The 25,118-nt window shown below is 73.4% G+C and carries 16 protein-coding genes; 4 read left to right on the top strand and 12 right to left on the bottom strand.

Features of this window, described 5'->3' with window-relative positions:
* The first annotated feature begins 15 nt into the window (after positions 1 to 15).
* Positions 16 to 1,497: an SDR family oxidoreductase gene (locus QSK20_RS14175; protein ID WP_285789072.1), complete on the top strand. Its 1,482-nt coding sequence runs from the start codon at positions 16 to 18 to the stop codon at positions 1,495 to 1,497.
* 44 nt (positions 1,498 to 1,541) lie between these two features.
* On the opposite strand, the gene QSK20_RS14170 is transcribed toward QSK20_RS14175, so the two are convergent.
* From QSK20_RS14170 to prmC, 4 genes are all read right to left on the bottom strand, one after another.
* Complete coding sequence (locus QSK20_RS14170) at positions 1,542 to 3,653, bottom strand: transglycosylase domain-containing protein (protein ID WP_285789071.1); 2,112 nt, start codon at positions 3,651 to 3,653, stop codon at positions 1,542 to 1,544.
* A 131-nt stretch (positions 3,654 to 3,784) separates the two neighbouring features.
* Positions 3,785 to 4,396 (bottom strand): arsenate reductase/protein-tyrosine-phosphatase family protein, encoded by a 612-nt coding sequence (locus QSK20_RS14165; protein WP_285789070.1) that lies wholly within the window; start codon positions 4,394 to 4,396, stop codon positions 3,785 to 3,787.
* Positions 4,397 to 5,038 (bottom strand): L-threonylcarbamoyladenylate synthase, encoded by a 642-nt coding sequence (locus QSK20_RS14160; RefSeq protein WP_285789112.1) that lies wholly within the window; start codon positions 5,036 to 5,038, stop codon positions 4,397 to 4,399.
* Positions 5,038 to 5,979 (bottom strand): peptide chain release factor N(5)-glutamine methyltransferase, encoded by a 942-nt coding sequence (prmC, locus tag QSK20_RS14155; RefSeq protein ID WP_502888896.1) that lies wholly within the window; start codon positions 5,977 to 5,979, stop codon positions 5,038 to 5,040. Before prmC ends, QSK20_RS14160 begins: the two co-directional genes overlap by 1 nt.
* Before the next feature lie 158 nt (positions 5,980 to 6,137).
* Between prmC and QSK20_RS14150 the strand changes: the two genes are divergently transcribed.
* Positions 6,138 to 7,688 (top strand): GGDEF domain-containing protein, encoded by a 1,551-nt coding sequence (locus tag QSK20_RS14150; protein ID WP_285789069.1) that lies wholly within the window; start codon positions 6,138 to 6,140, stop codon positions 7,686 to 7,688.
* 126 nt (positions 7,689 to 7,814) lie between these two features.
* On the opposite strand, the gene prfA is transcribed toward QSK20_RS14150, so the two are convergent.
* Both prfA and rpmE read right to left on the bottom strand, forming a co-directional pair.
* Positions 7,815 to 8,903, bottom strand: coding sequence for a peptide chain release factor 1 (gene prfA / locus QSK20_RS14145; RefSeq protein WP_285789068.1), 1,089 nt, complete (start codon positions 8,901 to 8,903; stop codon positions 7,815 to 7,817).
* Positions 8,904 to 8,993: 90 nt separating this feature from the next.
* Positions 8,994 to 9,218, bottom strand: a complete 225-nt coding sequence (gene rpmE / locus QSK20_RS14140; protein WP_088982354.1) for a 50S ribosomal protein L31 — start codon at positions 9,216 to 9,218, stop codon at positions 8,994 to 8,996.
* Between the two features lie 207 nt (positions 9,219 to 9,425).
* On the opposite strand from rpmE, the gene QSK20_RS14135 reads away from it, so the two are divergent.
* Positions 9,426 to 10,322 carry a phosphatase domain-containing protein gene (locus tag QSK20_RS14135; protein WP_285789067.1) on the top strand — a complete coding sequence of 299 codons (897 nt, stop codon included), beginning with the start codon at positions 9,426 to 9,428 and terminating at the stop codon, positions 10,320 to 10,322.
* A 264-nt stretch (positions 10,323 to 10,586) separates the two neighbouring features.
* On the top strand, positions 10,587 to 12,134 hold the full coding sequence (locus QSK20_RS14130) for a PstS family phosphate ABC transporter substrate-binding protein (RefSeq protein ID WP_285789066.1): 1,548 nt from the start codon (positions 10,587 to 10,589) through the stop codon (positions 12,132 to 12,134).
* A 107-nt stretch (positions 12,135 to 12,241) separates the two neighbouring features.
* Here the strand turns inward: QSK20_RS14130 and QSK20_RS14125 are convergent, their stop codons facing one another.
* The 6 genes from QSK20_RS14125 to thrC all read right to left on the bottom strand — a co-directional run bounded on the left by QSK20_RS14125 (position 12,242) and on the right by thrC (position 25,045).
* Positions 12,242 to 15,685, bottom strand: a complete 3,444-nt coding sequence (locus QSK20_RS14125; RefSeq protein ID WP_285789065.1) for a phosphodiester glycosidase family protein — start codon at positions 15,683 to 15,685, stop codon at positions 12,242 to 12,244.
* A 146-nt stretch (positions 15,686 to 15,831) separates the two neighbouring features.
* Entirely contained in the window at positions 15,832 to 17,898 is a 2,067-nt protein-coding gene (rho, locus tag QSK20_RS14120) for a transcription termination factor Rho (protein ID WP_285789064.1), read from the bottom strand.
* Positions 17,899 to 18,196: 298 nt separating this feature from the next.
* Positions 18,197 to 19,141 (bottom strand): homoserine kinase, encoded by a 945-nt coding sequence (gene thrB, locus QSK20_RS14115; protein WP_285789063.1) that lies wholly within the window; start codon positions 19,139 to 19,141, stop codon positions 18,197 to 18,199.
* A 53-nt stretch (positions 19,142 to 19,194) separates the two neighbouring features.
* Positions 19,195 to 20,439 carry an MFS transporter gene (locus QSK20_RS14110; protein WP_285789062.1) on the bottom strand — a complete coding sequence of 415 codons (1,245 nt, stop codon included), beginning with the start codon at positions 20,437 to 20,439 and terminating at the stop codon, positions 19,195 to 19,197.
* Positions 20,440 to 20,557: 118 nt separating this feature from the next.
* A complete protein-coding gene (locus tag QSK20_RS14105) occupies positions 20,558 to 23,803 on the bottom strand; it encodes an efflux RND transporter permease subunit (protein WP_285789061.1) in 3,246 nt (1,081 codons plus the stop codon).
* A 192-nt stretch (positions 23,804 to 23,995) separates the two neighbouring features.
* Positions 23,996 to 25,045 (bottom strand): threonine synthase, encoded by a 1,050-nt coding sequence (thrC, locus tag QSK20_RS14100; RefSeq protein WP_285789060.1) that lies wholly within the window; start codon positions 25,043 to 25,045, stop codon positions 23,996 to 23,998.
* Positions 25,046 to 25,118 lie beyond the last annotated feature (73 nt).

Below are 25,118 nucleotides of genomic sequence, written 5' to 3'. Positions count from 1 at the left end.
CGCAGACTGGAGCCCATGAGATGCCTGGTCACCGGTGCCACCGGGTACGTCGGCGGGCGGCTCGCGCCCCGACTGCTCGCCCGGGGTCACACCGTACGCTGTCTGGCCCGGTCCGCCCGGCGGCTGCGGGACGTGCCGTGGGCGGCGCGGGTCGAGGTGGTCGAGGGCGACCTGCGGCGACCGGAGACGCTGCCGGCCGCGTTCGCGGACGTCGACGTCGCCTACCACCTGGTGCACTCGCTCGGGCAGGCCGGGTTCGAGGCCGCCGACCGGGAGGCGGCGACCAACTTCGCCCGGGCGGCCCGCGCGGCGGGCGTACGCCGGATCGTGTATCTCGGCGGGCCGGAGCCGGCCGCGGACACCCGCCCCTCCCCCCACCTGCGCTCCCGCAGCGAGGTGGGACGGATCCTGCTGGCCAGCGGCGTGCCGACCGCGGTGCTCCGGGCGGCGGTGATCATCGGGTCCGGTTCGGCGTCGTTCGAGATGCTGCGGCACCTCACCGAGCGGCTGCCGGTCATGGTCACCCCGCGCTGGGTGCGCAACCGGATCCAGCCGATCGCGGTCCGGGACGTGCTGCACTACCTGGTCTCCGCGGTCGACCTGCCGCCGGAGGTCGACCGGGCCTTCGACGTCGGCGGGCCGGACGTGCTCACCTTCACCGAGATGATGCAGCGGTACGCCGCCGTGGCCGGGCTGCGCCGCCGGATCGTCCTGCCGGTCCGGCCACTGACCCCGTCGCTCTCGTCGCACTGGGTGGGCCTGGTCACGCCGGTGCCGAACCGGATCGCCCGGCCGCTGGTGGAGAGCCTGGTCCACGAGGCGGTGGCGCACGAACACGACATCGCGCGGTACGTCCCCGACCCGCCCGGCGGGCTGACCGGCTTCGACGACGCGGTGCGGCTGGCCCTGGCCCGGGTCCGCGACGCCGAGGTGGAGACGCGCTGGTCCACCGCGAGCGGGCCGGACGCGCCGGCCGAGCCGCTGCCCAGCGACCCGCAGTGGTCCGGCGGGTCGGTCTACACCGACCTGCGGTCCCGTCGGGTCGCCGCGCCACCGGACGCGCTCTGGCGGGTGGTCGAGGGGGTCGGCGGCGACCACGGGTGGTACTCCTTCCCGCTCGCCTGGTCGGTGCGGGGCTGGATGGACCGGCTGGTCGGCGGGGTGGGGCTGCGCCGGGGTCGGCGTCACCCGCACCGGCTCCACGTCGGCGAGGCGCTCGACTTCTGGCGGGTCGAGGAGATCGTCCGGGGTGAGCTGCTGCGGCTGCGGGCGGAGATGCGCCTGCCCGGCCGGGCCTGGCTGGAGATGCGCGTCGAACCGACCGACGACGGCGGCAGCCGGTACGCCCAACGCGCCGTGTTCCTTCCGCGCGGACTGGCCGGGCACGCCTACTGGGCGGCGGTCGCCCCGTTCCACGCGGTGGTCTTCGGCGGCATGGCCCGCAACATCGCCCGGGGCGCCGAACAGGTCGCCCGCGCCGGACCGGACCACCCGTGACCCGTCGGCCGGCGCGGCGTCGAGGGAGCTGGTTCCCCGCGCTGCTAGTTCCCCGCGCGTGCGGCGTTGCCCCACCGGGCGATCGCCTCGGTCGGTGGGGCGAAGTCGCGGACCGGCTGGTCCCGCAGGGCGGCAGTCATGATGTCCGCGACCTGGTCGACCATCCGGGCCTGCACCGCCTCGCCGGCCGGATCACGGGGGTCGTCCGGGTTGGTGGCCATCGTGGCGACCACGAGCTGCGGGGTGGCGGCCACCACCGTCTCGGTGCCGTACCCCTCGGAACTGCCGGTCTTGCCGATCACCGGCCGGCCCAGCCGCTCGCGCAGGCCGTTGGCGGTGGCGCCGTCACAGCGCCCGAACGCCGACTGGTCACCGACCGGGCAGCGGGCCGCGTCGGCCGCCGCGCGGGCCACGTCGACGTCCAGCACCCGGCGGCACTCCGGCCGGGCGACGTCGAGGGGTCGGCCCGCGTGGTCGGCGATCGTGTTCACCGGCAGCGGCGTGCAGCGGACCCCCTCGGCGGCCACCGTGGCGTAGGCGGTGGCCAGGTCGAGCGGGGTGGCGGACGCGACGCCCAGCACGAACGGCCCCCAGCCACGGGCACCGTACCGGGCCAGTTTGGCGTCGTCGTCGGCGCGCAGCACGATGCCGAGCCGCTCGGCCATCTCCACCACCCGGTCCGCGCCGACCCGCTCGGCCAGCCAGACGAAGTACGTGTTCACCGACCGGCCGAACGCGGTCCACATGGTGCGCTCGCCGTCCATCCACGCCGGGTTGGCGTTCGACGGGCACCACTGCCCGCCACAGCTCGCCGGTCCCGAGGCCGGCCACTGGCTGACGATCTGGGTCGGCGCGTCGTAGCGGGTGTCCAGGGGCGCCCCGGCCTCCAACGCGGCCAGCAGGGCGAAGATCTTGAAGGTCGAGCCGGCCTGGTAGCCGACGATGCCGTCGCCCCCGGCGACGAGCTGGTTGACGGTGTACGGGCGGTTCTCCTGCCCGGCCGGGTTGGGGCCGAGGCCGTACCTGCGGTTGACCGCCATGGCGAGGACCCGTCCGGTGCCCGGTTGCACCACGGCGGTGGGCAGCGCGTGGGGGCTGTTCTCGTCGTACACCTCCAGCACCCGCTCCTGCGTCTCCCGCTGCACGGTCGGGTCGAGGGAGCTGACGATCCGGAAGCCGCCCCGGCGCAACGTGCGCTGCCGCTCGTCCGCCGACGTGCCGAACGCCGGCTGCGCGTTCCACCAGTCGGTGAAGTAGTCGCAGAAGAACGCCCAGTCGTTGCGGTCCTTCGGCACCGCCGCGCAGTCGTCGGGTTCCACGCTCGGCTTCAGGGTGAGGCCCTCCGTACGGGCCCGGTCGGCGTCGGCGGACGTGACCGCGCCGGTCTCCACCAGCCGGTCCAGCACGTACCCCTGCCGGCTCAGCGCCGCGTCGGCGTCGCCGTTGATCGGGTCGTCGGTGTGCGGTGACTGGACCAGCCCGGCGAGCAGCGCCGCCTCGGCCAGGGTGAGGTCGGCCGGGGCCTTGGAGAAGTAGCGCCGGCTGGCCGCCGCGACGCCGTACGCCCCGGCGCCGAAGTAGACGATGTTGAGGTAGCGGCCGAGGATCTCGTCCTTGTCGAGCTGGCGTTCGAGTGCCAGGGCGTACCGGATCTCCTGGACCTTGCGGGCGGTGCTGATCTCGGTGGCGGCCTTCCGCTGCGCCTCGGTCAGGGTCGGGTCGCTGCTCAGCACGTTCCGGACGTACTGCATGGTCAACGTGGAGGCGCCCTGCCGGACCGGACCGCCCTGGTTGGCGGTGAACGCCCGGGCGATGCCCCGCAGGTCGACGCCGCTGTGCTCGTAGAAGCGGGAGTCCTCGGCGGCGACGACCGCCTGCCGCATCACCGGGGCGACCTCGGTCAACGGCACGTCGGCCCGGTTCTCCTCGTAGAAGGAGGTGATCATGGTGCGGCCGTCGGCGGCGTAGAGCGTGGAACGCTGCGCGGTGGGGGGCGTCACCAGATGCTCGGGCAGCGTCGAGTACGGCGCGGCGAGCGTGGAGAAGCCGAGCCCCAGCACCAGCGCGAGGGGCAGGGCCGCCGTGGCGAGCACCAACCCGGCCAGCGTGCCGGCGATCACGACGGTCAGCAGCTTGTGCAGACGGGCCTGGGTCATCAGCTCTCCCGGAGCAGAGGCTGGGCTGGGACCCGTTCAGAATGGCCCGGACCGACCGGCAGAAGCCGACCTTTCGGCAAATCAGCAGATATTTCGCAGACAGCCGCAAACCACGGCAGAATACGTGTAAATCAGGGCAACAGGACCGCCGCGAGCGGCTGCACCGTCTCCTCGATCTCGTCAGCCACCCGGTCGAAGCACTGGTCACCCCGACCCCACGGATCGTCCAGGTCGTCACCGGGCAGCGCGGCGGCACCCCCGCGCGCGGCGTGTACCGCCGCGACCAGGGCCGTCCCCCGGGCGTACACGGCCTCCGGGGACGCCTCGGCCGGGGGCAGGGCGGCGACGTCCACCCCGCCGAGCAGCCGGCCGAACTCACCCGTGACGAACGTCCGCGCGGCGGCGTCCGGGCGCAGCGCCAGCACGTACTCGTGCTGGTCGGCGGTGGCGGTGAGCACCAGGTCGGCGGCGTCGATCTGGTCCGAGCGCAGCCGGCGGGCGGCGAACCCGACGCTGTCCCCGCCCCGGGCCGCGACCTGCCGGGCCGCCGGTGGGTTCATCTCCGACCCGACGTGCCAGCCGCCGGTGCCGGCGCTGTGGCTGTGCAGCAGGTCGTCGACGCGCGCCGGGTCGAGTTCGCGGCGGCGCAGCCGTTCCCGGACGGCCAGCACCAGCAGTCGCTCGGCCATCGGTGACCGGCAGATGTTCCCCATGCAGACGTGCAGGACGGTGAAGGGCGGCACCTACGCCACCCGGCTCTCGATGTCGGGCACCACGTCGCGCAGCTCGGTCAACGAGATGGCCCCCTCCCGCAGCAGCTGCGGCACCTCCCCGGTCAGGTCCACGATCGTGCTGGGCACCGGGTCCGGACAGGGCCCGGCCTCCAGGTAGGAGCGGACCGCGTACCCGAGCTGGTCCCGCGCCTGCTCGGCGGTGAGCGCCGCCGGCTGGCCGGTCTTGTTCGCCGAGGAGACCGCCATCGGGCCGGTCTCCCGCAGCACCTCAAGCGCCACCGGGTGCAGCGGCATCCGCACGGCCACCGCGCCGTTGGTCTCGCCCAGGTCCCACTGGAGGCTGGGCGAGTGCTCGACGACGATGGTCAGCGCCCCCGGCCAGAACGCCTCGACCAGGTCCCGGGCCGCCCGGGGCAGGGTGAACACCAGCCCGTCCAGGGTGTGCCGGGAACCGATCAGCACCGGCGGCGCCTGCCGACCCTGACCCTTCGCGTCCAGCAGCGCCTTCACCGCGAACGGGGTGAAGGCGTCCGCGCCGATCCCGTACACCGTGTCGGTCGGCAGGACGACCAGCTCGCCATTCTTGACGGCCTCGATCGCCGCGGCGATGCCGCGGTCCCGATCGGCCAGCGACCGGCAGTCGTAGAGCATCACGAGGAGCCAGTCTGCCACGCCGGGCCCGACGCGTCGCCGGGGCGGCGCAGCGCGGTGGTGAAGCGGGGACGACCGGCGAGGTCGGCATGGCCGGTGACCGCCTCGAACCGGCCGTCGGCGGTGATCAGATCGGGCACCGCGCGGCCGTGCGTGTCGTCGTGTTCGACCGCCAGCGCGCCACCCGGACGCAGCAGCCGGGCCGCCCGCACGACCACCGGCCGGACCACGTCCAGACCGTCCGCCCCGCCGAAGACCGCCTCCGCCGGGTCGTGACCGGCCACCTCCGGCGGTACGGCGGTCCCGGCCGGCACGTACGGCGGGTTGCAGAGCAGCACGTCGACCCGGCCGACCAACGCGTCGAGGAGGTCGGGAGCGGTGACGTCCGCCTCGACCACCTCGACCGGCCGGTCCCCGGCCGTAGCCCGGTCCCCCGCGTTGCGGCGCAGCCACACCAGGGCCGCCGCCGACCGCTCGACCGCCACCACCCGGGCCGTCGGCACCTCCTGGGCGACCGCGAGCGCGACCGCCCCGGAGCCGCTGCACAGATCCACCACCAGCGGCTCGGCGATCCGCCGGGCCCGGTCGATCCCCCAACCGGCGAGCAGCTCGGTCTCCGGCCGGGGGACGAAGACACCGGGGCCGACCGCCAGCTCCAGGTGCCGGAACCCGGCGGTGCCGGTCAGGTGCTGCAACGGCTCCCGGGCCGCCCGACGCGTCACCAGACCGGTCAACCGGTCGAGCTGGTCGGGGCGGAAGCCGTCGACCAGCAACAGCCGTCCCCGGGGCACGCCGAGCACGTGGGCGGCGAGCAGTTCCGCCTCGGTCCGGGGGGCGTCGACACCCGCCTCGGCGAGGATCCGGGTCACCCGCGCGAGCACCGGCGGGTACGAGAATCGGTTGTTCGTCCCTTCGGACGGCTGTTGCGGCGTGGCAGTCACGACATAATCATGAAGCGTCGCGCACGTCACCCCGAACTGTGGCGCGTCCTTCTCCGGCACGCCCCGGTGGCGTCGACCGGCGGTCGGGCGCGGCTCGCCGAGGGTGTCACCGGCGACCACGGTGCGGCGCCGGAGCCGGCGCGGACGGGAGGCTGCGGGTGGGTTGGCTCGACCGGGTCACCGACCAGGTTGACGCTCTCACGAAGGCGCGCGACCTGCAGGAGGCGAGCCGGTCCGCCGAGGCGTGTGTCCTCCTCGACCAGGTGATCCGCACCACCACCGACCCGTTCGCCCGCGCCGACGCCCGCGTCCAGCGCCTCTCCGCGCTGATCAACCTCGGTCGGACGGCCGAGTTCACCCGGGCCATCGAGGAGGCGTCCACCGCCGTCCGGGACCTCCCCGAGCCGTACCTGCACGGGCACCTGCACGCGCTGGCCGCACTCGCCGCGCACCACCAGGGTGCCCTCGACCGGTGCGTCACCCACCTGGTCCGGGCCGCCCGGATGCTCGACGCGGTGGAGGACCCGGACCGGGACACCGCGTGGGGCTGGCACGACCTGGCCATGACGTACTCCTACCTCAGCTTCCACGGGTACGCGTTGACCGCCATCGAGAAGGCACGGCAGCTCGGGCTGGCCGCCGGCATCCCCGAGGAGACGTTCGCCGCACCCGGCATCCGGCTACGCAACGCGGTCGCCCTGGACCACAACGGCGACAGCGACGGCTGCCTGCGGGTGCTCCGGGACATCGCCGCCGACCTGGACCGCTTCCGGCGTACCGGGCGGGCCGGACGGCTCCGCCCGAGCAGTCTCGCCGCGTACGGCTACACCGTCGCCCGCCGGGCCGCCCTCGGCGAGCGGGTGGAGACCGACCCCGAGAACAACCCGGTCCGGCTGCTCGGGTTCGGTGGGGACAGCGCCCGCGCCCGCGACTTCCGTCAGCTCGGGCAGGTCTGCCTGGCCATCGCCGACGGCCGGCTGACCGAGGCGGTCACCCGGCTGGACACCGCCTCGGTCTCCACCGAGACCCTCGGTGCGGCCGAACCGGCCCGGCTGCGCAGCATCGCGTTGGCCACGGCCGGGGACCACGCCGGCGCACACCGGTCCGACCGGACGGCGTTCCGACTCGCCGCGCAGCGCAACGACCGGCTGCGGGACGTCTACATCGACGGCATCGCGGCCCGGATCGACCACGAGGAGATGCGGCGGGAGGCCGCCCGGTTCGAGGGCGAGGCGCTGACCGACCCGCTGACCGGGCTGCCCAACCGCCGCCGGCTGGAACGGCACATCGCCGGCATGGTCAACCGGGGCGAACGTCTGGTCCTCGGCGTCTGCGACCTGGACGGCTTCAAGGCGGTCAACACCCGGCACGGCCACCACTCCGGCGACCTGGTGCTGCAACGGGTGGCTGGCGTGATCAACCGGGTGATGCGGCGCGGCGACTTCGTGGCCCGCTACGGCGGGGACGAGTTCGTGGTGGTGCTCGCCGGCACCGGGATCGAGGAGGCCGCCGAGGTCTCCCGCCGGATCGACGCGGCGATCCGGACCGAGGACTGGGAGTCCGTGGTCCCCGGCACCCCGGTCCGGGTGACCATCGGCTTCGCCGAGGTCAACGCGGCCGCGCCACTGGGCCGGGACGCCATCCGCGCCGCCTTCGACGCCGCCGACCAGCAGATGCTGCGCGCCAAGTCCCGCCCCCGCCCCTCCTGACGCGCCGCCCCCTCCTGAGGGGGTGCCGGCGCTGACGCCGGGTGGTTGCAGGGGCCCCCTCCTCGGCAAGAAGCGGTAACAGGGGACCCCTGCTACCACCCCGGGCGGGCGGCTCGCCGCGCCCGCTCAGCGACGACCGAGTTCCGGTTCCCCGGCCAGTCGGGCCGCCCGGTCCGCCTCGGCGAGGGCGTCGAGCACGCCGTCCAGCTCACCGGCGAGGGCCAGGTCCAGGTTGTACGCGGTGTAGCCGATCCGGTGGTCGGTGATCCGGTTCTGCGGGAAGTTGTAGGTGCGGATCCGCTCGGACCGGTCGACGGTGCGCACCTGCGCCTTGCGGGCGTCCGAGGCGGCGGCGTCGGCCTGCTCCTGGGCGGCGGCGAGCAGCCGGGCCCGCAGGATCCGCATCGCCTGCTCCCGGTTCTGCAACTGCGACTTCTCGTTCTGGCAGGAGACCACGATCCCGGTCGGCACGTGGGTGATCCGTACCGCCGAGTCGGTCGTGTTGACCGACTGGCCACCCGGGCCGGACGAGCGGAAGACGTCGATACGCAGCTCGTTCGGGTCGATCGTGACGTCGACCTCCTCGGCCTCGGGCAGCACCAGGACGCCGGCCGCGCTGGTGTGGATGCGGCCCTGCGACTCGGTGACCGGGACACGCTGCACCCGGTGCACGCCGCCCTCCCACTTGAGCCGGGACCAGACCCCGTTGCCGCCCTCCGGGACGCCCTTGGTCTTGATCGCCAGCGAGACGTCCTTGACCCCGCCCAGGTCGGAATCCTGCGCGTCCAGCACCTCGGTCAGCCAGCCGCGCCGCTCGGCGTACCGGGTGTACATGCGCAGCAGGTCACCGGCGAACAGCGCGGACTCCTCACCGCCCTCACCGGCCTTGATCTCGACGATCACGTCCTTGGCGTCGTGCGGGTCGCGCGGGATCAGCAGCTCCGCCAGGCGCTCCTCCAGCTCGGGCAGGGTCGCCGCGATGGCCTCCGCCTCGGCGGCGAAGGCCGCGTCCTCGGCGGCCAGTTCCCGGGCGGCGACCAGGTCGGCCCGTGCCTGCTCCAGCTCGCCGGCCGCCTTGTGCAGCGGCACCAGTTCGGCGTAACGCCGCCCGACCCGACGCGCTGTGCCCTGGTCGGCGTGGATGGCCGGGTCGGCCAGCCGCTTCTCCAGTTCGGCGTACTCGTCGAGAAGGGTCGCCAGGCGCTCACTGCTCATGCTCGTACTCCCTGCGGTCGGCGCGAATCGGGCAGAGACGGACGACGCCCGCGCCCGGTGGTGAACCGGACGCGGGCGTCGAACGGACGGCTACTTGGCCTTCTTCGCCTGAACCTTGGCGTACTTCTGCTGGAACTTCGCGACCCGACCCGCGGTGTCGAGCACCCGCTGCTTGCCCGTGTAGAACGGGTGGCAGGCGCTGCACGTCTCGACGTGGATCGAGCCGCCCTTGGCGGTGCTGCGGGTGGTGAAGGAGTTGCCGCAGGAGCAGGTGACCTCGGTGGTCACGTACTCCGGGTGGATGTTGCGCTTCATGTCGCCTTCGGTCCTCTCGTGGGTGGTCGCCGGGTCGCCGTCCGCGCGGGTCGTGCCTGCGCGGGATCGGGCGTGAACCGGAACCGGTGGCCGATTGACCAGTGTGCCATGGGCTTCCGCCGACCCGGAAACCGGGCCGCACAGCTCCCTGAACACGGTCCGGACCACCCGCATTCCCGGCCCGGCCGGGAGCATTACCGTGACCGGGTGACCCGTCTCATCGCCACCCGGGGGCTGCCGGCCTCCGGCAAGACCACCTTCGCCCGGACGCTCCAGCCGTCGGTCGTCCGGGTCAACCGGGACGACCTGCGCCGCATGCTGCACGGTGCCCGGCTCTTCACCCAGTGGGCGGAGGCCCAGGTCACCACCGCCCAGCGGGCACAGGTCGAGGCCCTGCTGCGGGCCCGGGTCGACGTCTGCGTGGACGACACCAACCTGCGCGCCCGCACCCTGCGGGAGTGGGCCCGGCTGGCCGCCCGGTACGGGGCCAGCTTCGAGGTGCACGACTTCACCGACGTCCCGCTGGAGGAGTGCCTGCGACGGGACGCGGCACGACCGGCCGAGGACCGGGTCGGCGAGGAGGCCATCCGCCGCCTGCACGAACGCTTCCTGGCGGACCGTCCGTTGCCGCTGCCGGTGCCCGAGGTGCCGCCGGGCGGGCCGGCCCGGGTGAGTCCGCCGGCCCCGGAGCCGACGGAGGTCGTCCTGGTGGACATCGACGGCACGGTCGCCCTGAACGTGTCCCGGAGCCCGTACGACATGACCCGGGTCGGTGAGGACGTGCCGAACGAAGCGGTCATCGCGGCGGTCCGGGCCATGCACGGGGCCGGCTACGGGGTGGTGTTCTGCTCCGGGCGGGACGCCTCCGCCCGCGCCGACACGGTGGCCTGGCTGGACCGGCACGTCCGGGTGCCGTACCTGGCGTTGCACATGCGGGCGGTGGGCGACAACCGGAAGGACTCCGTCGTCAAACGCGAGATCTACGAACACGAGCTGCGCGACCGGTACCGGGTCGCCGGGGTCTTCGACGACCGCATGCAGGTGGTCCGGATGTGGCGCGAGCTGGGTCTGACCGTCTTCCAGGTCGCCGAGGGCAACTTCTGACCGGAACCGGAACCGGGACCGGAACCGGGACCGGAACCGGGCCGCCCCTGCCCACCCTCCCCGGGACGGGGACGGGATCGACCGGATCCGGGCGGAACGGAGCGCTTGTTAATCGGCTCCACATCGGAGGATCACCCGTGCCGTAACCGACGGTTCATCTCCCCGGTGCGCTCTGGTGGTGACGCGGCCGGACGGGTCCCGGCCGGGTGACCGCCGTGCCCGCGTCCGGCCGGGCCCTGCCCGGTCGACGGTTCCGGACGACGGATGGGCGGTCTCACGGTGCTCGGTTCCATCAGAGAGTGGGCGGTCTGGGCGCTCGTCGGCGGGGACACGCCGGTGGGCGCCGTGCTGCTCGTCCTGCTGCTCACCGTCTCGTGGCAGGTGTGGCGGGAGATCCGGGCCCGCCGGGCGGCCCGCAAGCGGCTCTCCTACCACGTCTCGTTCAACTCCCGGCTGGGCTTCGACCCGCCGGACGCCGGGGAGATCACCCGGCTGCTCGACCGGAACGGCGAACCGGTGCCGGACCCGTCCATGGTGGTCATCCGCATCTCGAACACCGGGACCAACGACATCGCGGAGACCGACTACCAGCTGCCACTCAAGTTCGACTTCGGCAGCCGGACCGTCCGGACCGTCGACGTCAGCGAGGGTGTGCCACCGGCACTGGAGGAGGTCTTCGCCCCGCACATCGTGGCGACCGAGCACGGCGTGGTGGTCCCCGACCGGCACCTCAACGCGGGCAGCCGGTTCAAGCTGCTGATCCTGCTCAGCGGGAACAGCGCGGACAGCACCGTCCGGACCGGTGGGGTACTCAAGGGTGGTGACGTCGTCGACGCCCGGCACGAACAGAAGAACCGCATCCGGTACTGGCGGGCCGGCACCGCCGTGGTGGCCTCGCTCTGCGTCGGGGCCCTCGCCGCGGTGGGCTTCGGCCTGCCCGGTGGGCCGGCCGGGGAGACCACCTGCGTCGACGGCACGCTCCGTGCGGTCGGTTCCAGCGCCTTCGCCACCGCCGCCGCGCAGGCCATCGGCTCGTACGAGGCGTTCTGCGCCGACTCCACCATCGAGTCCTCGTTCACCGGCAGCCGCCAGGGGGTGGAGGAGTTGCAGAAGTCGGACGGGGACGTGGTGGCCTTCTCCGACGGCCCGGAACCGGGCCTGGACCCCGGTCTGGTCGTCGGGCGTCCGCTCGCCGTGATCCAGTTCAGCGTCGTGGTGCACCCGGCCGTCCTCGGCCGGCACACCGGTGCGCTCGACCTGAGCGCGGCGGACCTCCGGAAGATCTTCGGCGGTACGGCGCGGCGCTGGCCCGAGGTCCGTCCGGGCCTGGCCGACCTGCCGATCAGGATCGTCGGCCGGCGCAGCCAGTCGGGCAGCCGGGTCGCCTTCGAGCGGTACGTGCTCGGCCGGAACCAGGGGGCGCTGACCTCCACCGACTGCGCCCAGCCGGACGATCCGGGAAGTCGGGAGCCGACCCTCTGCGAGGTCAGCACCACCGAGGACGTGCTGGACCGGGTGAGCGGCCTGCCCGGCGCCATCGGGTACGCCGGCACCCCGGACGCGCTGAAGGTCCGCAACCAGCTGGTGTCGGTCACCATCGACGGGCGGACCGCCGACCCGGACGACCCCGGCAACGGCTACCCGTTCTGGACCGTCGAGTACGTCTACCACCGACGTCACCCGACCGGCCAGCCGTCGCTGGCGGAGTCGTTCGTGACGTACCTGACCGAGGAGTCCCAGGCGCAGGCGCTGGCGCGGGCCGGCTACCCCGCCTGCCGTGGTCTGGGTCTGCTCTGCCCCAACCGCACCTGACCCCGCCCCGGCGAACGGCCGGAAGCGGGGTCAGGCGGTGCGGGTGGGTTGGTAGCAGGGGCCCCCTGCTACTCAAAAAGCGGTAACAGGGGGCCCCTGCATGCACCTCAGGCGGCGGGGGCCGTGGGGGAGGCGGCGGCGGTGAGGGACACGGTCGCCTCGGCCCGGACGCCGTTGACGGTCACCGCGAGCACCACCGAGTCGGCCGGCCGCAGCGCGGTGAGCGTGCCGGTGGCCGGGTCGAGGCGGGCCACGTGCCAGGGCTTGGCCGCGCCGTCGCCGACGAGGACGCTCGGCGAGGCCGACCAGTCCGCGCTGACCGGCGCGGCCACCGGCACGGTACGACCACCGGGCTGCGTGACCGTCGCGGTGACCTTCGCCGGCGTGCCGACCACGACGGTGTCCGGAGCGGCCAGGGTGAGCCGGTCGACGTGCGCCCGGAACTCGGCGGCCACCCAGCTGGGGCCCTCGGCGAGCGGGTCACGGCGGGCCCGCTCGGCCTCCTGCCGGGTCACCGGGTCCACCCCGACCATCGTCCAGCCGGTGAATCCGCCCTGGTCGGCGGGGCTGGACGGGCCCTTGCCGGCGTTGCCGTTGATCAGGAAGGGCACCCCGTCGACCCGGTCGGCGTGGAACGTGCCGACGTGCCCGCCGACGAAGAGCGCGCCCTTGCCGGTGCGGTGCTGGAAGTCGGCCATCCACTGCTCGACCAGCGCCGCCTCCTTCCGGTCGGTGAGCTGGCTGGCCTTGGCCGGGCCGGGGTCGCGCGGCGGGTGGTGGTGCAGCACGACCACCGAACCGATCCGGTCGTCGCCGGCGGCCGAGTCCAGCGCGGTCCGCAGGGCGCGGACCTGGTCGAAGCCGCCGCCGCGCAGGGTGCCGGTGGCGCTGTTCAGCGTGACGAAGCGGGTTCCCTTGTGATCGAAGACCCGCGACGGCGCGCCGAAGACCGCCTCGAAGTTGGCGATCGGGGCACCCATGATCTCGTGGTTGCCCGGCACGTAGTAGTAGGGCAGTTCGCCGCCGAGCTCCTCGTCGAGGATCCGCTTGGCCAGGGCGAAGTCCGCCGGGTAGGCGGTGTCCACGAAGTCCCCGTTGATGACGAGGAAGTCCGGCTTCGCCGCCTTGACCTCGCGCAGCGTCCGGCGGGCCTGGGCGACCAGGTCGCTGTCCGGGTTCGCCGCGACGAACTGGGCGTCGGAGAGGACCGCGAAGCGCCACGGCATCCCGGCCACGGTGCCGTCGCGCAGCACCACCGGATCGGTCCGGTGCGGTTCGGCCGGCACGTCGACGGTGGGCGACACCTTCGCCACCAGGTCGTCGATGATCACCTCGCTGGTGTACTTCGCGGCGGCGTTGGTCTCGGCCACGTAGAACCGGCGGACCCGCAGCGGGTACTGCACCCCGGCCGGTACGGCGAACTCGACGTACCGCCAGTCGGTCCAGGTGACCAGCGGCCCGCGCAGCACGTGCTGGGTGTCCTGCGCGTCGTGCAGGTGCAGGCTGGGCCACTCCCCCGTGCCGTTGCCCTTGATCCACATGCCGAAGGCCTGCGGCTGACCGGGCACCTGGATCCAGGCTGGCGGGTCGGCGTACGCGGCCCGGGTGCCGGTGGACTGGCCGAAGTCGTACGACATCTTCAGGCCGGTGCCGGTACGGCCGGGCACCGGCGTGACCGAGCCGGTGGCGCGGGCGGCGCTGAACTTCCAGTTCGCCGCGTCGTCGAAGCCGGCGACCGGCACGTCGGTGAGGCCGACGGTCACCGGCACGACGGTGCGCTGACCGGCGACGGTGACGGTGACCAGGGCGGATCCGCTGTCCTTGAGAGCGGCGACGGTCAGGTTGCCGTCGGCGGTGGACGTGATCCGCAGCAGGTCGCGGTCGTAGTCGAGGGAGAGGTCGGCGGGCTCGATCGGCGCGGTGTTCCCCTCGGCGTCGTAACCGACCACGCCGAAGGTGCCGGTGCCCCCGGTGCCGTCGAGGCCGACCCGGTCCACGGTGCCGTCGATCCGGGCCAGCGGCCCGAGCACGGTGAGGTCCAGCGTGCCGCGGGCGGCGCCGCGCGAGGCCGTGACGGTGGTCCTGCCGGGGCGGGTGGCCCGGAAGACACCGTCGGCGTCGACCTTGCCCTGGGCCGCCGGGTTGGCCCGCCACTTCGGCGTGCCGGCCGCCGGGCCGTACGTCTCGTCGTGGCCGGCGGCGGTGAGCCGGCGGGTCAGGCCGGGGAAGACCCGGTCCGGCCGACCGCCCCGGACCGGCGCGACGCCGGGCGCGGCGGTGGGGTCGGCGGCGGTCTCCAGCCAGTACCCGGTGAGCCGGCCGCTGCCCTCGGGCGCGTAGACGGCCAGGCCGTTCGGCACGGCCCGCTCGGTGCCGTCGGAGGGGCTGTTCTCCACCTGGACGGTCGCCGCGCCGGGTTCCCGGGCGAGCAGTGTCGAGGAGCCGCCGCCGTCGAGGTTGAGGGCGTGGTGCGCGCCGAGTTCGGCCATCATCCGGCCCATCTCGGTCTGGGTGACGCCCCGGCTGTCGACCTGCCGGCCGTCCACCGTAAGCATGATCATCTTGCGCCCGTCGGCGGTGAACCCGACGGAGGTGCGCGGCGCGAGCGAGGTGTCCGCGATCTGCTGCACCACACCGTCGCGGACCAGCACGTTGCCACCGCCGACGGCGGCGTGCAGGGTGCTGCCGTCGGACGGCTTGGGCCGGTAGGCGACGGTCACCGCGTCGCCCGGTCGCAGGCCGGCAAGGGCGTTCGCCCCGGCGTCCCGGCCGAGCAGGATGGTGGTGCCGGCGGGGATCGGGCCGCTGCCGGCCCGGTCGGTGACGGTGGCGACCCGGCCGTCGACCACGGCGACCTCGGTGACCCGGGCCGCGCCCTCGACCGCCCGGCCCCGGTCGTACGAGCCCCAGAGCGCGGTGAAGACGCCGATGCCGTTGCCCTGGACCATGTTGTTGAACTGGGTCAGGGTGACCGGCCCGCCGGGCAGGGTGGCGGTGCCGTCGAAGTGCACCTGGATCACCCGGCCGAGCCCGTCGGCGGTGACCGCCACCGCGTTGGTGTGCCCGGCGACCGGCGACTGGACCAGTTCACCGTTCCGGATGCCGATGCCCTGCGCGGCACCGGAGTTGTTGATGTCGAAGAAGTCACCGTTGACGGCGGCGACCGCGCGGGAGGCGTCCGCCGCGCCGCGCAGCGGCTCGGCCCGGCTGACCGCGCCGGAGTTGACGTAGTCGACGCTCAGGCCGCCGGTCAGGTCTGCGGTGAGGGCGTCGGCGCGCAGCCAGCCCTGCTGGTCGTAGCGGTCGAAGGAGGTGAGGTCGAGCCCGGGGGCGACCGGGCGGGTGGTCTTCGCGGTCTCCAGGCCGTCCGCGGGCGCCACGCCCGTGGCGGCCAGGGTGGTGACCGAGGTCGGATGGGAGGAGGCGCGGGGGACGTCCTCGGCGGCCGTGTCGGCCCCGGGCGGCGCGGCGACGACCGGAGGCGGACCGGCCAGGCCGAGCAACGGCGTCAGCAACAGCACGCCGGCAAGTCGGGCGGATCGGGTACGCATGGCCGTCAGTCAACCCGCGACGAACAGAACTTTCAATACCCTGCTAGCCAACCGAAGGAAAACTTCAGTCGACACTCTGCCTCTGAGCAGCGAAAAGGGGCCCGACCGCGAACGGCCGTGCCCCTTTTCTCGCGTCGTGCGACGGGCTACTCGCCCGGCGTCGACTTGGCGATCTGCATCAGGAACTCGATGTTGGTCCGGGACTGCTTGAGCCGGTCCAGCAGGAGGTCCAGCGCCGCCTGCGAGTCCAGCGAGTGCAGGACCTTGCGGAGCTTGTGCGTGATGGCCAACTCCTCCGGCGCGAGCAGGATCTCCTCCTTACGGGTGCCGGAGGTGTGGATGTCGATGGCCGGGAAGACCCGCTTGTCGGCGATCTTCCGGTCCAGCTTGAGCTCCGCGTTGCCGGTGCCCTTGAACTCCTCGAAGATGACCGTGTCCATGACGGACCCGGTCTCCACCAGGGCGGTGGCGAGGATGGTCAGCGAGCCGCCGTTCTCGATGTTCCGCGCCGCGCCGAGGAACCGCTTCGGCGGGTAGAGCGCGGTCGAGTCGATACCACCCGACATGATCCGGCCGCTGGCCGGCGCCGCGAGGTTGTACGACCGGCCGAGCCGGGTCACCGAGTCGAGCAGCACGACCACGTCGTGCCCCAGCTCGACCAGGCGCTTGGCCCGCTCGATCGCCAGCTCGGCGACCGTGGTGTGGTCCTGCGGCGGACGGTCGAAGGTGGCCGCCACGACCTCGCCCTTGACCGAGCGCTGCATGTCGGTGACCTCTTCGGGCCGCTCGTCGATCAGCACCACCATCAGGTGGCACTCCGGGTTGTTGTGGGTGATCGCGTTGGCGATCGCCTGCAACACCATGGTCTTACCGGCCTTGGGCGGCGACATGATCAGCGCCCGCTGACCCTTGCCGATCGGCGTGACCAGGTCGATGACCCTGGTGGTGAGGATGTGCGGCTCGGTCTCCAGCCGCAGTCGCTCCTGCGGGTAGAGCGGGGTGAGCTTGTAGAACTCCGGACGGCGGCGGGCCTCCTCCGGCTCCATGCCGTTGACCGAGTCCAGCCGCACCAGCGGGTTGTACTTGTCCCGCCGCTGCTCGCCGTCGCGCGCCGCGCGCACCGCACCGGTGATGGCGTCACCGCGCCGCAGGCCGTACTTCTTCACCTGGGACATCGAGACGTACACGTCGTTCGGGCCGGCCAGGTAGCCGGTGGTCCGGACGAAGGCGTAGTTGTCCAGCACGTCGATGATGCCGGCCACCGGGACGAGCACGTCGTCCTCGCTGACCTGGGGCTCACGCCCGCCGCCGCCGGTCTCGCCGCCGGTCTCGTTGCGCTCGCCACGGCCCCGGCGACGGTCCCGGAACCGGCTCCGCCGGCCGCGCCGGCCGCCGCCCTCGCCGTCGTCGTCGGTGTCGGTGTCGCGGTCCCGGTCACGGTCGCCGCGCTGGCCCCGCTCGGCCCGCTCGCCGCGCTCGTTACGGTCGGCCCGCTCGCCCCGCTCCGTGCGCTCGTTACGCTCGCCACGCTCGCCGCGCTCGGCCCGCTCGTTACGGTCACCCCGCTCGGCCCGCTCGCCACGCTCGCCACGCTCGGCCCGCTCACCGCGGTCACCACGCTCGTTGCGCTCGGCCCGGTCGCCACGTTCGGTCCGGTCACCACGCTCGGCCCGGTCGCCCCGCTCCGCGCGCTCGGCCCGGTCACCACGCTCGGCGCGGTCGCCCCGCTCGGCCCGTTCGGGACGCTCGGTGGCCTCCGGGGCGGCGGCCTCGCGCGGCTCCGCCTCGGTGGCAGCCGGGGCGGCGGCAGCGGTCGCCGCGGCGCGCTCGGCGGTCGCGGCGGCCCGGCTACGCCGGCTGCGCGGCCGGGGCTCGGCCTCGGCCGGTGCGGCCGCCGGCTCCGCGGTCTCCCGCACCTCCGCCCGGACCTCCTCGCGGACCGGCGTGGCGGCTGCGGCCGCCACCTCGGCACGCGGTCGAGGGGCCCCGGCGGCGGCCCCGCCCTGCCGCTCGGTGATGGCGCTGATCAGCTCGACCTTGCGCATGCGTGCGGTGCCGGAGATGCCGAGCGACGCGGCCAGGCTCTGCAGCTCCGGCAGCAGCATCGCTGACAGACCGGTCCCGCTCCGCCGACGACGGGCAGGGGCGGCGGCGGTGGTGGCTTCGCCAGCGACGTTGGAAACATCCGACGTCACGTCGGTGGTGTCGCTCAATGGATTCCTTCCCTCGATAGGCCGGGGTCGCCCGGAGTCAAGAGCTCAGGTGGCCGGGCGGCCTCGGTGCACCCGTGTCGCGTGACGCGCCGCGGGAGTCTGTGACACAGCAGCCGGTCGGTTTCCCTGACCCACCAACTTCGGTGGGTAGGTCTCGCCGTCTGCGGCGACCTGCGGAAACTGCGGTACGGCGTGGGCCTAGGCAGGGGTGAGACGGGCTGACCGCCGATAGCTTCGGGGGTGCGCCGACCCGCAGGAAGATCGCATGCTTCGCGGCTGTGCTAAGTCTAGAGCGTAATCAACTCATACGACCTGCGGCAACAGGGTCCCGCTCGGCGTGTCCCAGTCTACCCCGACTGACCTGGGCACCGCTGCTGTCCACTGGTAACCGCCAGGAGTGCCATCCTGTTCCCGGCTCGAAGCCCGCGCCGGGATCGGTCAACGCCAGCACCGTCGGTCCCGCCCCACTGACCACGGCCGCCACACCAGCCTCCCGCAACGCCGTGACCAGCTCAAACGTTGCCGGCATCCCCTCGGCGCGGTAGTGCTGGTGCAGTCGGTCCTCGGTCGCCGGCAGCAGCAGCGCCGGCTCCGCGGTCAGCGCGTGCACCAGCAGCGCGGCCCGGCCGGCGGTCAGCGCGGCGTCCGCGTGCGGCACCGACGCCGGCAACGCGGCCCGCGCCGTCGCGGTCAGCCCCCGCTCGTCCGGTACGAACACCGTGGGGCTCACCCCGGCCGCCGGGGCGAGCGACACCGCCCGCGCGCCGGTCGGCTCGGTCCATGCCACGGTGAAGCCGCCGAGCAGGCAGGGCGCCACGTTGTCCGGGTGGCCCTCGATGTCAGCGGCCAGCCGCAGCGCACCGGCGTCATCCAGGCGCTCCGACCCGTCGGTGACCAGCGCACGGGCGAGCAGCACCCCGGCGACGATCGCCGCCGAGGAGGAGCCGAGCCCGCGGGCCTGCGGGATCCGGTTGACGCACTCCACGGCCAGCCCGGCGGGTTGGCCACCGAGGGCGTCGAAGGCGACACGCATGGCGCGCACCACCAGGTGCCGGTCGTCGTCGGGCAGTTCACCGGCGCCCTGGCCGGTCACCGCCACCCGGACACCGCCGGTGGTCACCTCGGCGGCCACGTCGTCGTGGAGACCGAGCGCGAGGCCGAGCGAATCGAAGCCCGGCCCCAGGTTGGCGCTGGTCGCGGGGACCCGGACCCGGACGGGACCGGAGACGAATTTCGGGGACACGGCTAGATGCTAGAAGGACCGTCGGCCGGGTGGGGGGCCGGGACGGCCCTGGTTCACCGGGACGTGACCGGATCCACCGTCGGGGCCTGTTCGGTCAGCGAGAGCCGCCGGGTGGCGATCCGCCAGCCGATCGCGTACACGAGGGTGGTCAGCCCGCAGCCGGCCAGCACGATCCGCTCGTCGACGTTGTCGATCAGGGCGGCCACCACCAGCTGACTGACCGAGATGGCCAGCGTCGCCAGCATCATGTCGGTGGCGAAGACCCGCCCGCGCAGCCGGTCCGGCACCTCGCCCTGGAGCGCGAAGTTCGACATCACCCAGTTGCTGCCCCCGGCGAAGTGCGCGACGAAGACCAGCACCAGGACCAGCGGGAACCAGCCGGTCAGCGAGACACCGACGTAGGAGAGGCCGTAGGCGGACATGGACAGCGCCAGGCCGGTCAGCAGCCAGCGGCGGTTGGTCAGCACCCGGCGCATCAGGAACGGGCCGACCAGCGCCCCCGCGCCCCGCACGGCGAAGAGCAGGCCCGTGCCGACCGCGCCCACGCCGTACAGACCGGCCAGCAGGGGGAAGACGGTCAGCACCCCGTTGCCGAGGCCGACCGCCGACTTCACCGTCACCAGGGCGAGCACCCGGGGGCGGTGACCGATGTAGGCCAGCGCCTCGCGGATCGCCGCCCAGGTCCGCTGGGCCGGCTCGGCCTGGTCGCGGGGGGCCTGCAACGGCCGGCGGATCAGGGCGGTCAGGCCGGCGGCGAGCGCCAGGGCGACCGCCGCCACCCAGAAGCAGACGTACGGGCCGAAGGCCGCGCTGAGCAGACCGCCCAGGGACGCCCCGACCACGGTCATCGTGCCCCAGGCGGAGCCGGCGACGGCGTTGCCGGCGGCCAGCTCGTCCGGGTCGAGGACGTTCGGCAGGGCGGCCTGCGCGGCCGGGGAGTAGAACGCCTTCGCCACCGCGATCACCGAGATCGCCAGCATGGCCAGCCAGGCCGTGCCGGAGGTGCGGACGGCGAGCAGGAGCAGCGCGCCGACCAGGGCGGCGCCGTTCGCCGCCATCAGGATCCGCCGACGGTCGAACCGGTCGGCGATGGTGCCGGTGTACGGCAGCAGCAGCGCCACGACCCCGGTGTCGACGGCGAGCACCAGCGCGCCCCACACCCCGCTGCCGGTCAGCTCCGGCAGGAGCACCAGCAGGGGCACCATGACGAACCAGTCCGCGCCGAAGACCACCAGTTCGGCGAGGAAGAGGATGCGGAAGTTCCGGTTCCGGCTGAGGACGGAGAGGGTCGACGCCACGTACCCACACGCTACCCGCCGGGACCGACACCGGTGGGGCACCGGTCGCCGGCCCGGCCACCCGTCGGCCGGTGAGGTGTCCCCGGTACGGCGGTGGGCCGTACCGGGGACACCGGGTTCACTCCTGCGGAGGCAGCGGGGAGTGCCGACTCTTCGGCAGGCGCAGCACCTCGAACTGGTCCGTACCGTCGACCAGCGCCGGCGAGGGCGTCGGGCGGGCCGGCGCGTCCCCGGACGTGGTGGCCGACGCCGGACCGGCGGCGACCGTGGCCGGCTCGGGCGCGACGGCCTCCGCCGGCTCCTCGCCGGCGGTGCCGTCACCGGCCGCCCGCCGGGCCTGCTTCCGTTCCTTGCGGCCCTCCACCATGGTGTAGAGCGTCGGCACCAGCACCAGCGTGAGCAGGGTCGAGCTGAGCAGGCCACCGATCACCACGATGGCCAGCGGCTGGGAGATGAAGCCGCCCTCGCCGGTGAGGCCGAGCGCCATCGGCAGCAGCGCGAAGATGGTCGCCACCGCAGTCATCAGGATCGGGCGCAGCCGCCGCCGGCCGCCCTCGACGACCGCCTCCCGGACGCTCATCCCCTGGTCCCGGTACTGGTTGATCAGATCCAGCAGGACGATCGCGTTGGTGACCACGATGCCGACCAGCATCAGCACACCGATCAGCGCCGGCACGCCCATCGGGGTGCCGGTGACCAGCAGCAGTCCGATCGCGCCGGTCGCCGCGAACGGGATCGACACCAGCAGGATCAGCGGCTGCACCAGGCTGCGGAACGTCGCCACCATGATCAGGAAGACGATCGCGATCGCGGCCAGCACCGCCAGCCCGAGGTCGGCGAAGGCCTCCGCCTGGTCGGCGCTGACCCCGCCGATGGTCAGGGTCGCCCCCGGCACGTCGATCCCGTCCAGCTTCTCCTGCAACTCGGCGGTGGTCGCGCCGAGGTTGGAGCCGGTCGCCGTGCCGGTGACGGTGACACTGCGCTCGCCGTCGATCCGGGTGACCTGCTGCGGCCCCTCGACCTGCTCGATGTCGGCGATGGCGTCCAGGGTGACCGCGCCGACCCGGAGCTGGCGGAGCTGCTCCACGGTGGTCGGCGGGGCGGCGGCGAACCGGAGCACCACGTCACGCTGTCCACTGTCGAGGTTCACCCGGCCCACCGGGCTGCCCCGGAACGCCTGCCCGACCAGCTGGCCGACGGCCGCCTCGGTCAGGCCGGCCCGCGCCGCGGCGACCCGGTCGACGGTGACGTCGATCCGGGGCACCCGCTCGGCCAGGCTGGACGAGACGTCCTCGACGCCGTCCAGCTCGGCCATGGCCTTCCGGGCCTCCTCGGCGGCGCGGGCGAGCACCTCCGGGTCACTGGCCTGGACGACCACCGCGAGCTGGTTGGCCGAGGCGCCGCCCTGGGCTGCGCCGAAGCTGATCTCGCCGGTCCCCTCGCCGAGCGCGTCGAACTCCCGGCGCAGGTCCTCCTGGAGCTTCTCGGTGTCGGTGTCCCCGCCGAGCGCGACGACGTAACTGGCGGTGCTGTTGCCGCCGCCGCCCTCCCAGGGCAGGCCGCCACCACCGATGGTGACCTGGTACGTCTCCACGCCCTCGGTCCGCTCCAGCACCGCCTCGACCTTGCGGGCCGCCTCGTCGGTGCCGGCCAGTCCGGTGCCCACCGGCAGCTTCTGGCTGATGTTGAGGGTGTCCTGCCCGGAGTCGTCGATGAAGTTGGTCTCCAGCCGGGTGGCCAACCCGAAGGTGCCCAGGAGCACCACCAGGCCGATCGCCACCGTGGCCCACCGCCGGCGGGTGGCGAACCCGATCACCGGCAGGTACGCCCGCTGGAGCGGGTTGCGAAGTTCCTTCTCCTCGGCCTCGCGGCGGACCGCCTCGACGTCCACCGAGCCGCCGGCCGGCTTGAGGAACCAGTACGCCAGCACCGGGATGACGGTCAGCGAGACCAGCAGCGAGGCGAGCAGCGCCACCGTCACGGTGATCGCGAACGGCGCGAAGAGCTGCCCGACGAAACCGCCGACCAGGGCGATCGGGGCGAACACCGCGACCGTGGTGAGGGTCGAGGCGGTCACCGCGCCGGACACCTCGCGCACCGCGGTGAGGATCGCCTGACGTTTCGGCTCGCCGTACTCCAGGTGGCGCTTGATGTTCTCCAGCACCACGATCGAGTCGTCCACCACCCGGCCGACCGCGATGGTCAACGCGCCGAGGGTGAGCAGGTTGAGCGAGTAGTCCCCGCTCCAGAGCGCCAGCAGGGCCACCAGCACCGACAGCGGGATGGAGACCGAGGTGACCAGGGTGGAGCGGACCGAGACCAGGAAGACCAGGATGACGATGACCGCCATGACCAGGCCGAGCAGGCCCTCGGTGGTGAGGCTCTCGATCGACTTCTCGACGAAGGGCGCCTGGTCGAAGACGAGGGTCAACTCCGCCCCGGAGGCCTCCTCCAGGTCGGCGAGGCGGTCCCGGATCTCGTGGGAGATCTCCACGGCGTTGCCGTCCGGGGTGGCGGTGACCGCGATGCCGAGGCTGTCCTGCCCGTTGGTGCGGGTGACCGAGGTGGGGGGCGCGAGCTGCTCGGTGACCGTGGCCACGTCGCCGAGGCGGACCGGGGTCGCGCCCGGGGCGAGCACGATGCCACGCAGGTCGTCGAGGGTGGCCAACGGCCTGCCGACCTGGACGGTCAGCGAACGTCCACCCTCGACCACCGCGCCGGCCGGCAGGGTGACCCCGTTGGTCTGCAACGCGGTGCCGATCGCGGTGGGCTGCAACCGCGCGGCGGCCAGCTTGGCCGGGTCCGGCGTGATCACCAGCAGTTCGTCACGGGTGCCGGTCAGGTCGACGGTGCGAACCCCCTCGACCGCCTTCAGTTCGGGCAGGACCGCGCTCTCCAGCTTGTCCGCGAGGGCACGCGGGTCGTCCCCGCCGGAGGCGGCGATCACCACGGCGGGCAGGTCGTCCGTGCTGCCGGCGAGCACCTGCGGCTCGACGTCCGTGGGGAGCTGGCCCTGGATGCGGTTGACCGCGGTCTGCATCTTGTTGACCATGTCGTCCACGTCCGAGCCGAACTCGTACTGCACGACGACGGTGGCGGCGCCCTCACGGGAGGTGGAGGTGATCTCCTCGACCCCCGGGATGCCCTGAAGACTGTTCTCGATCGGTTCGGTGACCTGGGACTCGACCACCTCCGGACCGGCGCCGGGATAGGTCGCGACCACGAAGGCGGCCGGGAACTCCAGCGACGGTAGGAGTTGCTGCTTGAGCGACGGCACGGCGAACAACCCGAACGCCGTGGTCACCACCGCGATGAGGGCGACCAGCCCTCGGTTGGCGAGGCTCAATCTGGCGAGCAGCGACATCGGCGTGGCTCACTCCTGGAGTATGGGTTGGCTCGGTAGGGCTAGTCTGCCCGACCGAGGTAACGCTCCCACCTCCGGGGTCACCGCGAGGAAACCGACTGTGACCAGGGCTTTTCCAGAGTTTTGCCACCCTGGGTCGACAGGATCTCCACCCCGGGTCGGCGAAATGTCCGCCCCGGGGTGGAGAAGGGGTCAGGCCAGGTCGAGGGAGCGGGCCGCGGCGAGCGAATCGTTGGCGATGGTGATCGGGGCGGGCGCGGTGGAGATCGCCCACTCCGGGTCCTTCAGGCCGTGCCCGGTGACGGTGCAGACCACCCTGGAGCCGGCCGGCACCCGGCCCGCCGCCGCCTGCTGGAGCAGCCCCGCCACGCTGGCCGCGCTGCCCAGCTCGACGAAGACCCCGACCTCCCGGGCGAGCAGCCGGTACGCGCTGAGGATCTCCCGGTCCGAGACCGCGGCGATCAGTCCGCCCGATTCGTCCCGGGCGTCGACCGCCTTCGTCCAGCTCGCCGGGTTGCCGATCCGGATCGCGGTGGCGATGGTGGACGGCTCGTGCACCACCTGCCCGGTGACGATCGGAGCCGCGCCGGCCGCCTGGAAGCCGTACATCCTCGGGGCGCGGGTGGTGGTGCCGGCGGCCAGTTCCTCGGAGTAGCCCATCCAGTAGGCGGAGATGTTGCCGGCGTTGCCCACCGGCAGGCAGTGGATGTCCGGGGCGTCGCCGAGGGCCTCGACGATCTCGAAGGCCGCGGTCTTCTGCCCGTGCAGCCGGTCGGGGTTGACCGAGTTGACCAGCGCTACCGGGTAGTCCTGGGCGAGCTTGGCGGCGAGCGACAGGCAGTCGTCGAAGTTGCCCTGCACCTGGAGCAGCTTCGCGCCGTGCACCAGCGCCTGCGCCAGCTTGCCCAGGGCGATCTTGCCCTGCGGCACGAGCACCGCGCAGGTCAGCCCGGCGCGGGCCGCGTACGCCGCGGCGGAGGCGCTGGTGTTGCCGGTGGACGCGCAGATGATCGCCTTGTTGCCGGCCTCGATCGCCTTGGAGACGGCGAGGGTCATCCCCCGGTCCTTGAACGAGCCGGTCGGGTTGGCGCCCTCCACCTTGAGGTGGACGTCGCTGCCGAGCCGGCTGGAGAGCACCGGCGCGGGCAGCAGCGGCGTGTCGCCCTCGTGCAGGGTGACGACGGGCGTGGCGTCGGTGACCGGCAGTCGTTCCCGGTACTCCTCGATCAGACCCCGCCACATATCGCTCTCCTCGTGTTCCGCGTCGACCCGCCGGACCAGCCCAGCCTGGACCAGTCTCCCGGCCAGCGGGAGG

The sequence above is a fragment of the Micromonospora sp. NBRC 101691 genome, assembly GCF_030269285.1.
In the GTDB taxonomy this organism is placed as follows: domain Bacteria; phylum Actinomycetota; class Actinomycetes; order Mycobacteriales; family Micromonosporaceae; genus Micromonospora; species Micromonospora echinospora.
Note: the sequence above shows the minus strand (reverse complement) of the source record. Positions and strands in the feature narration are given on the sequence as shown.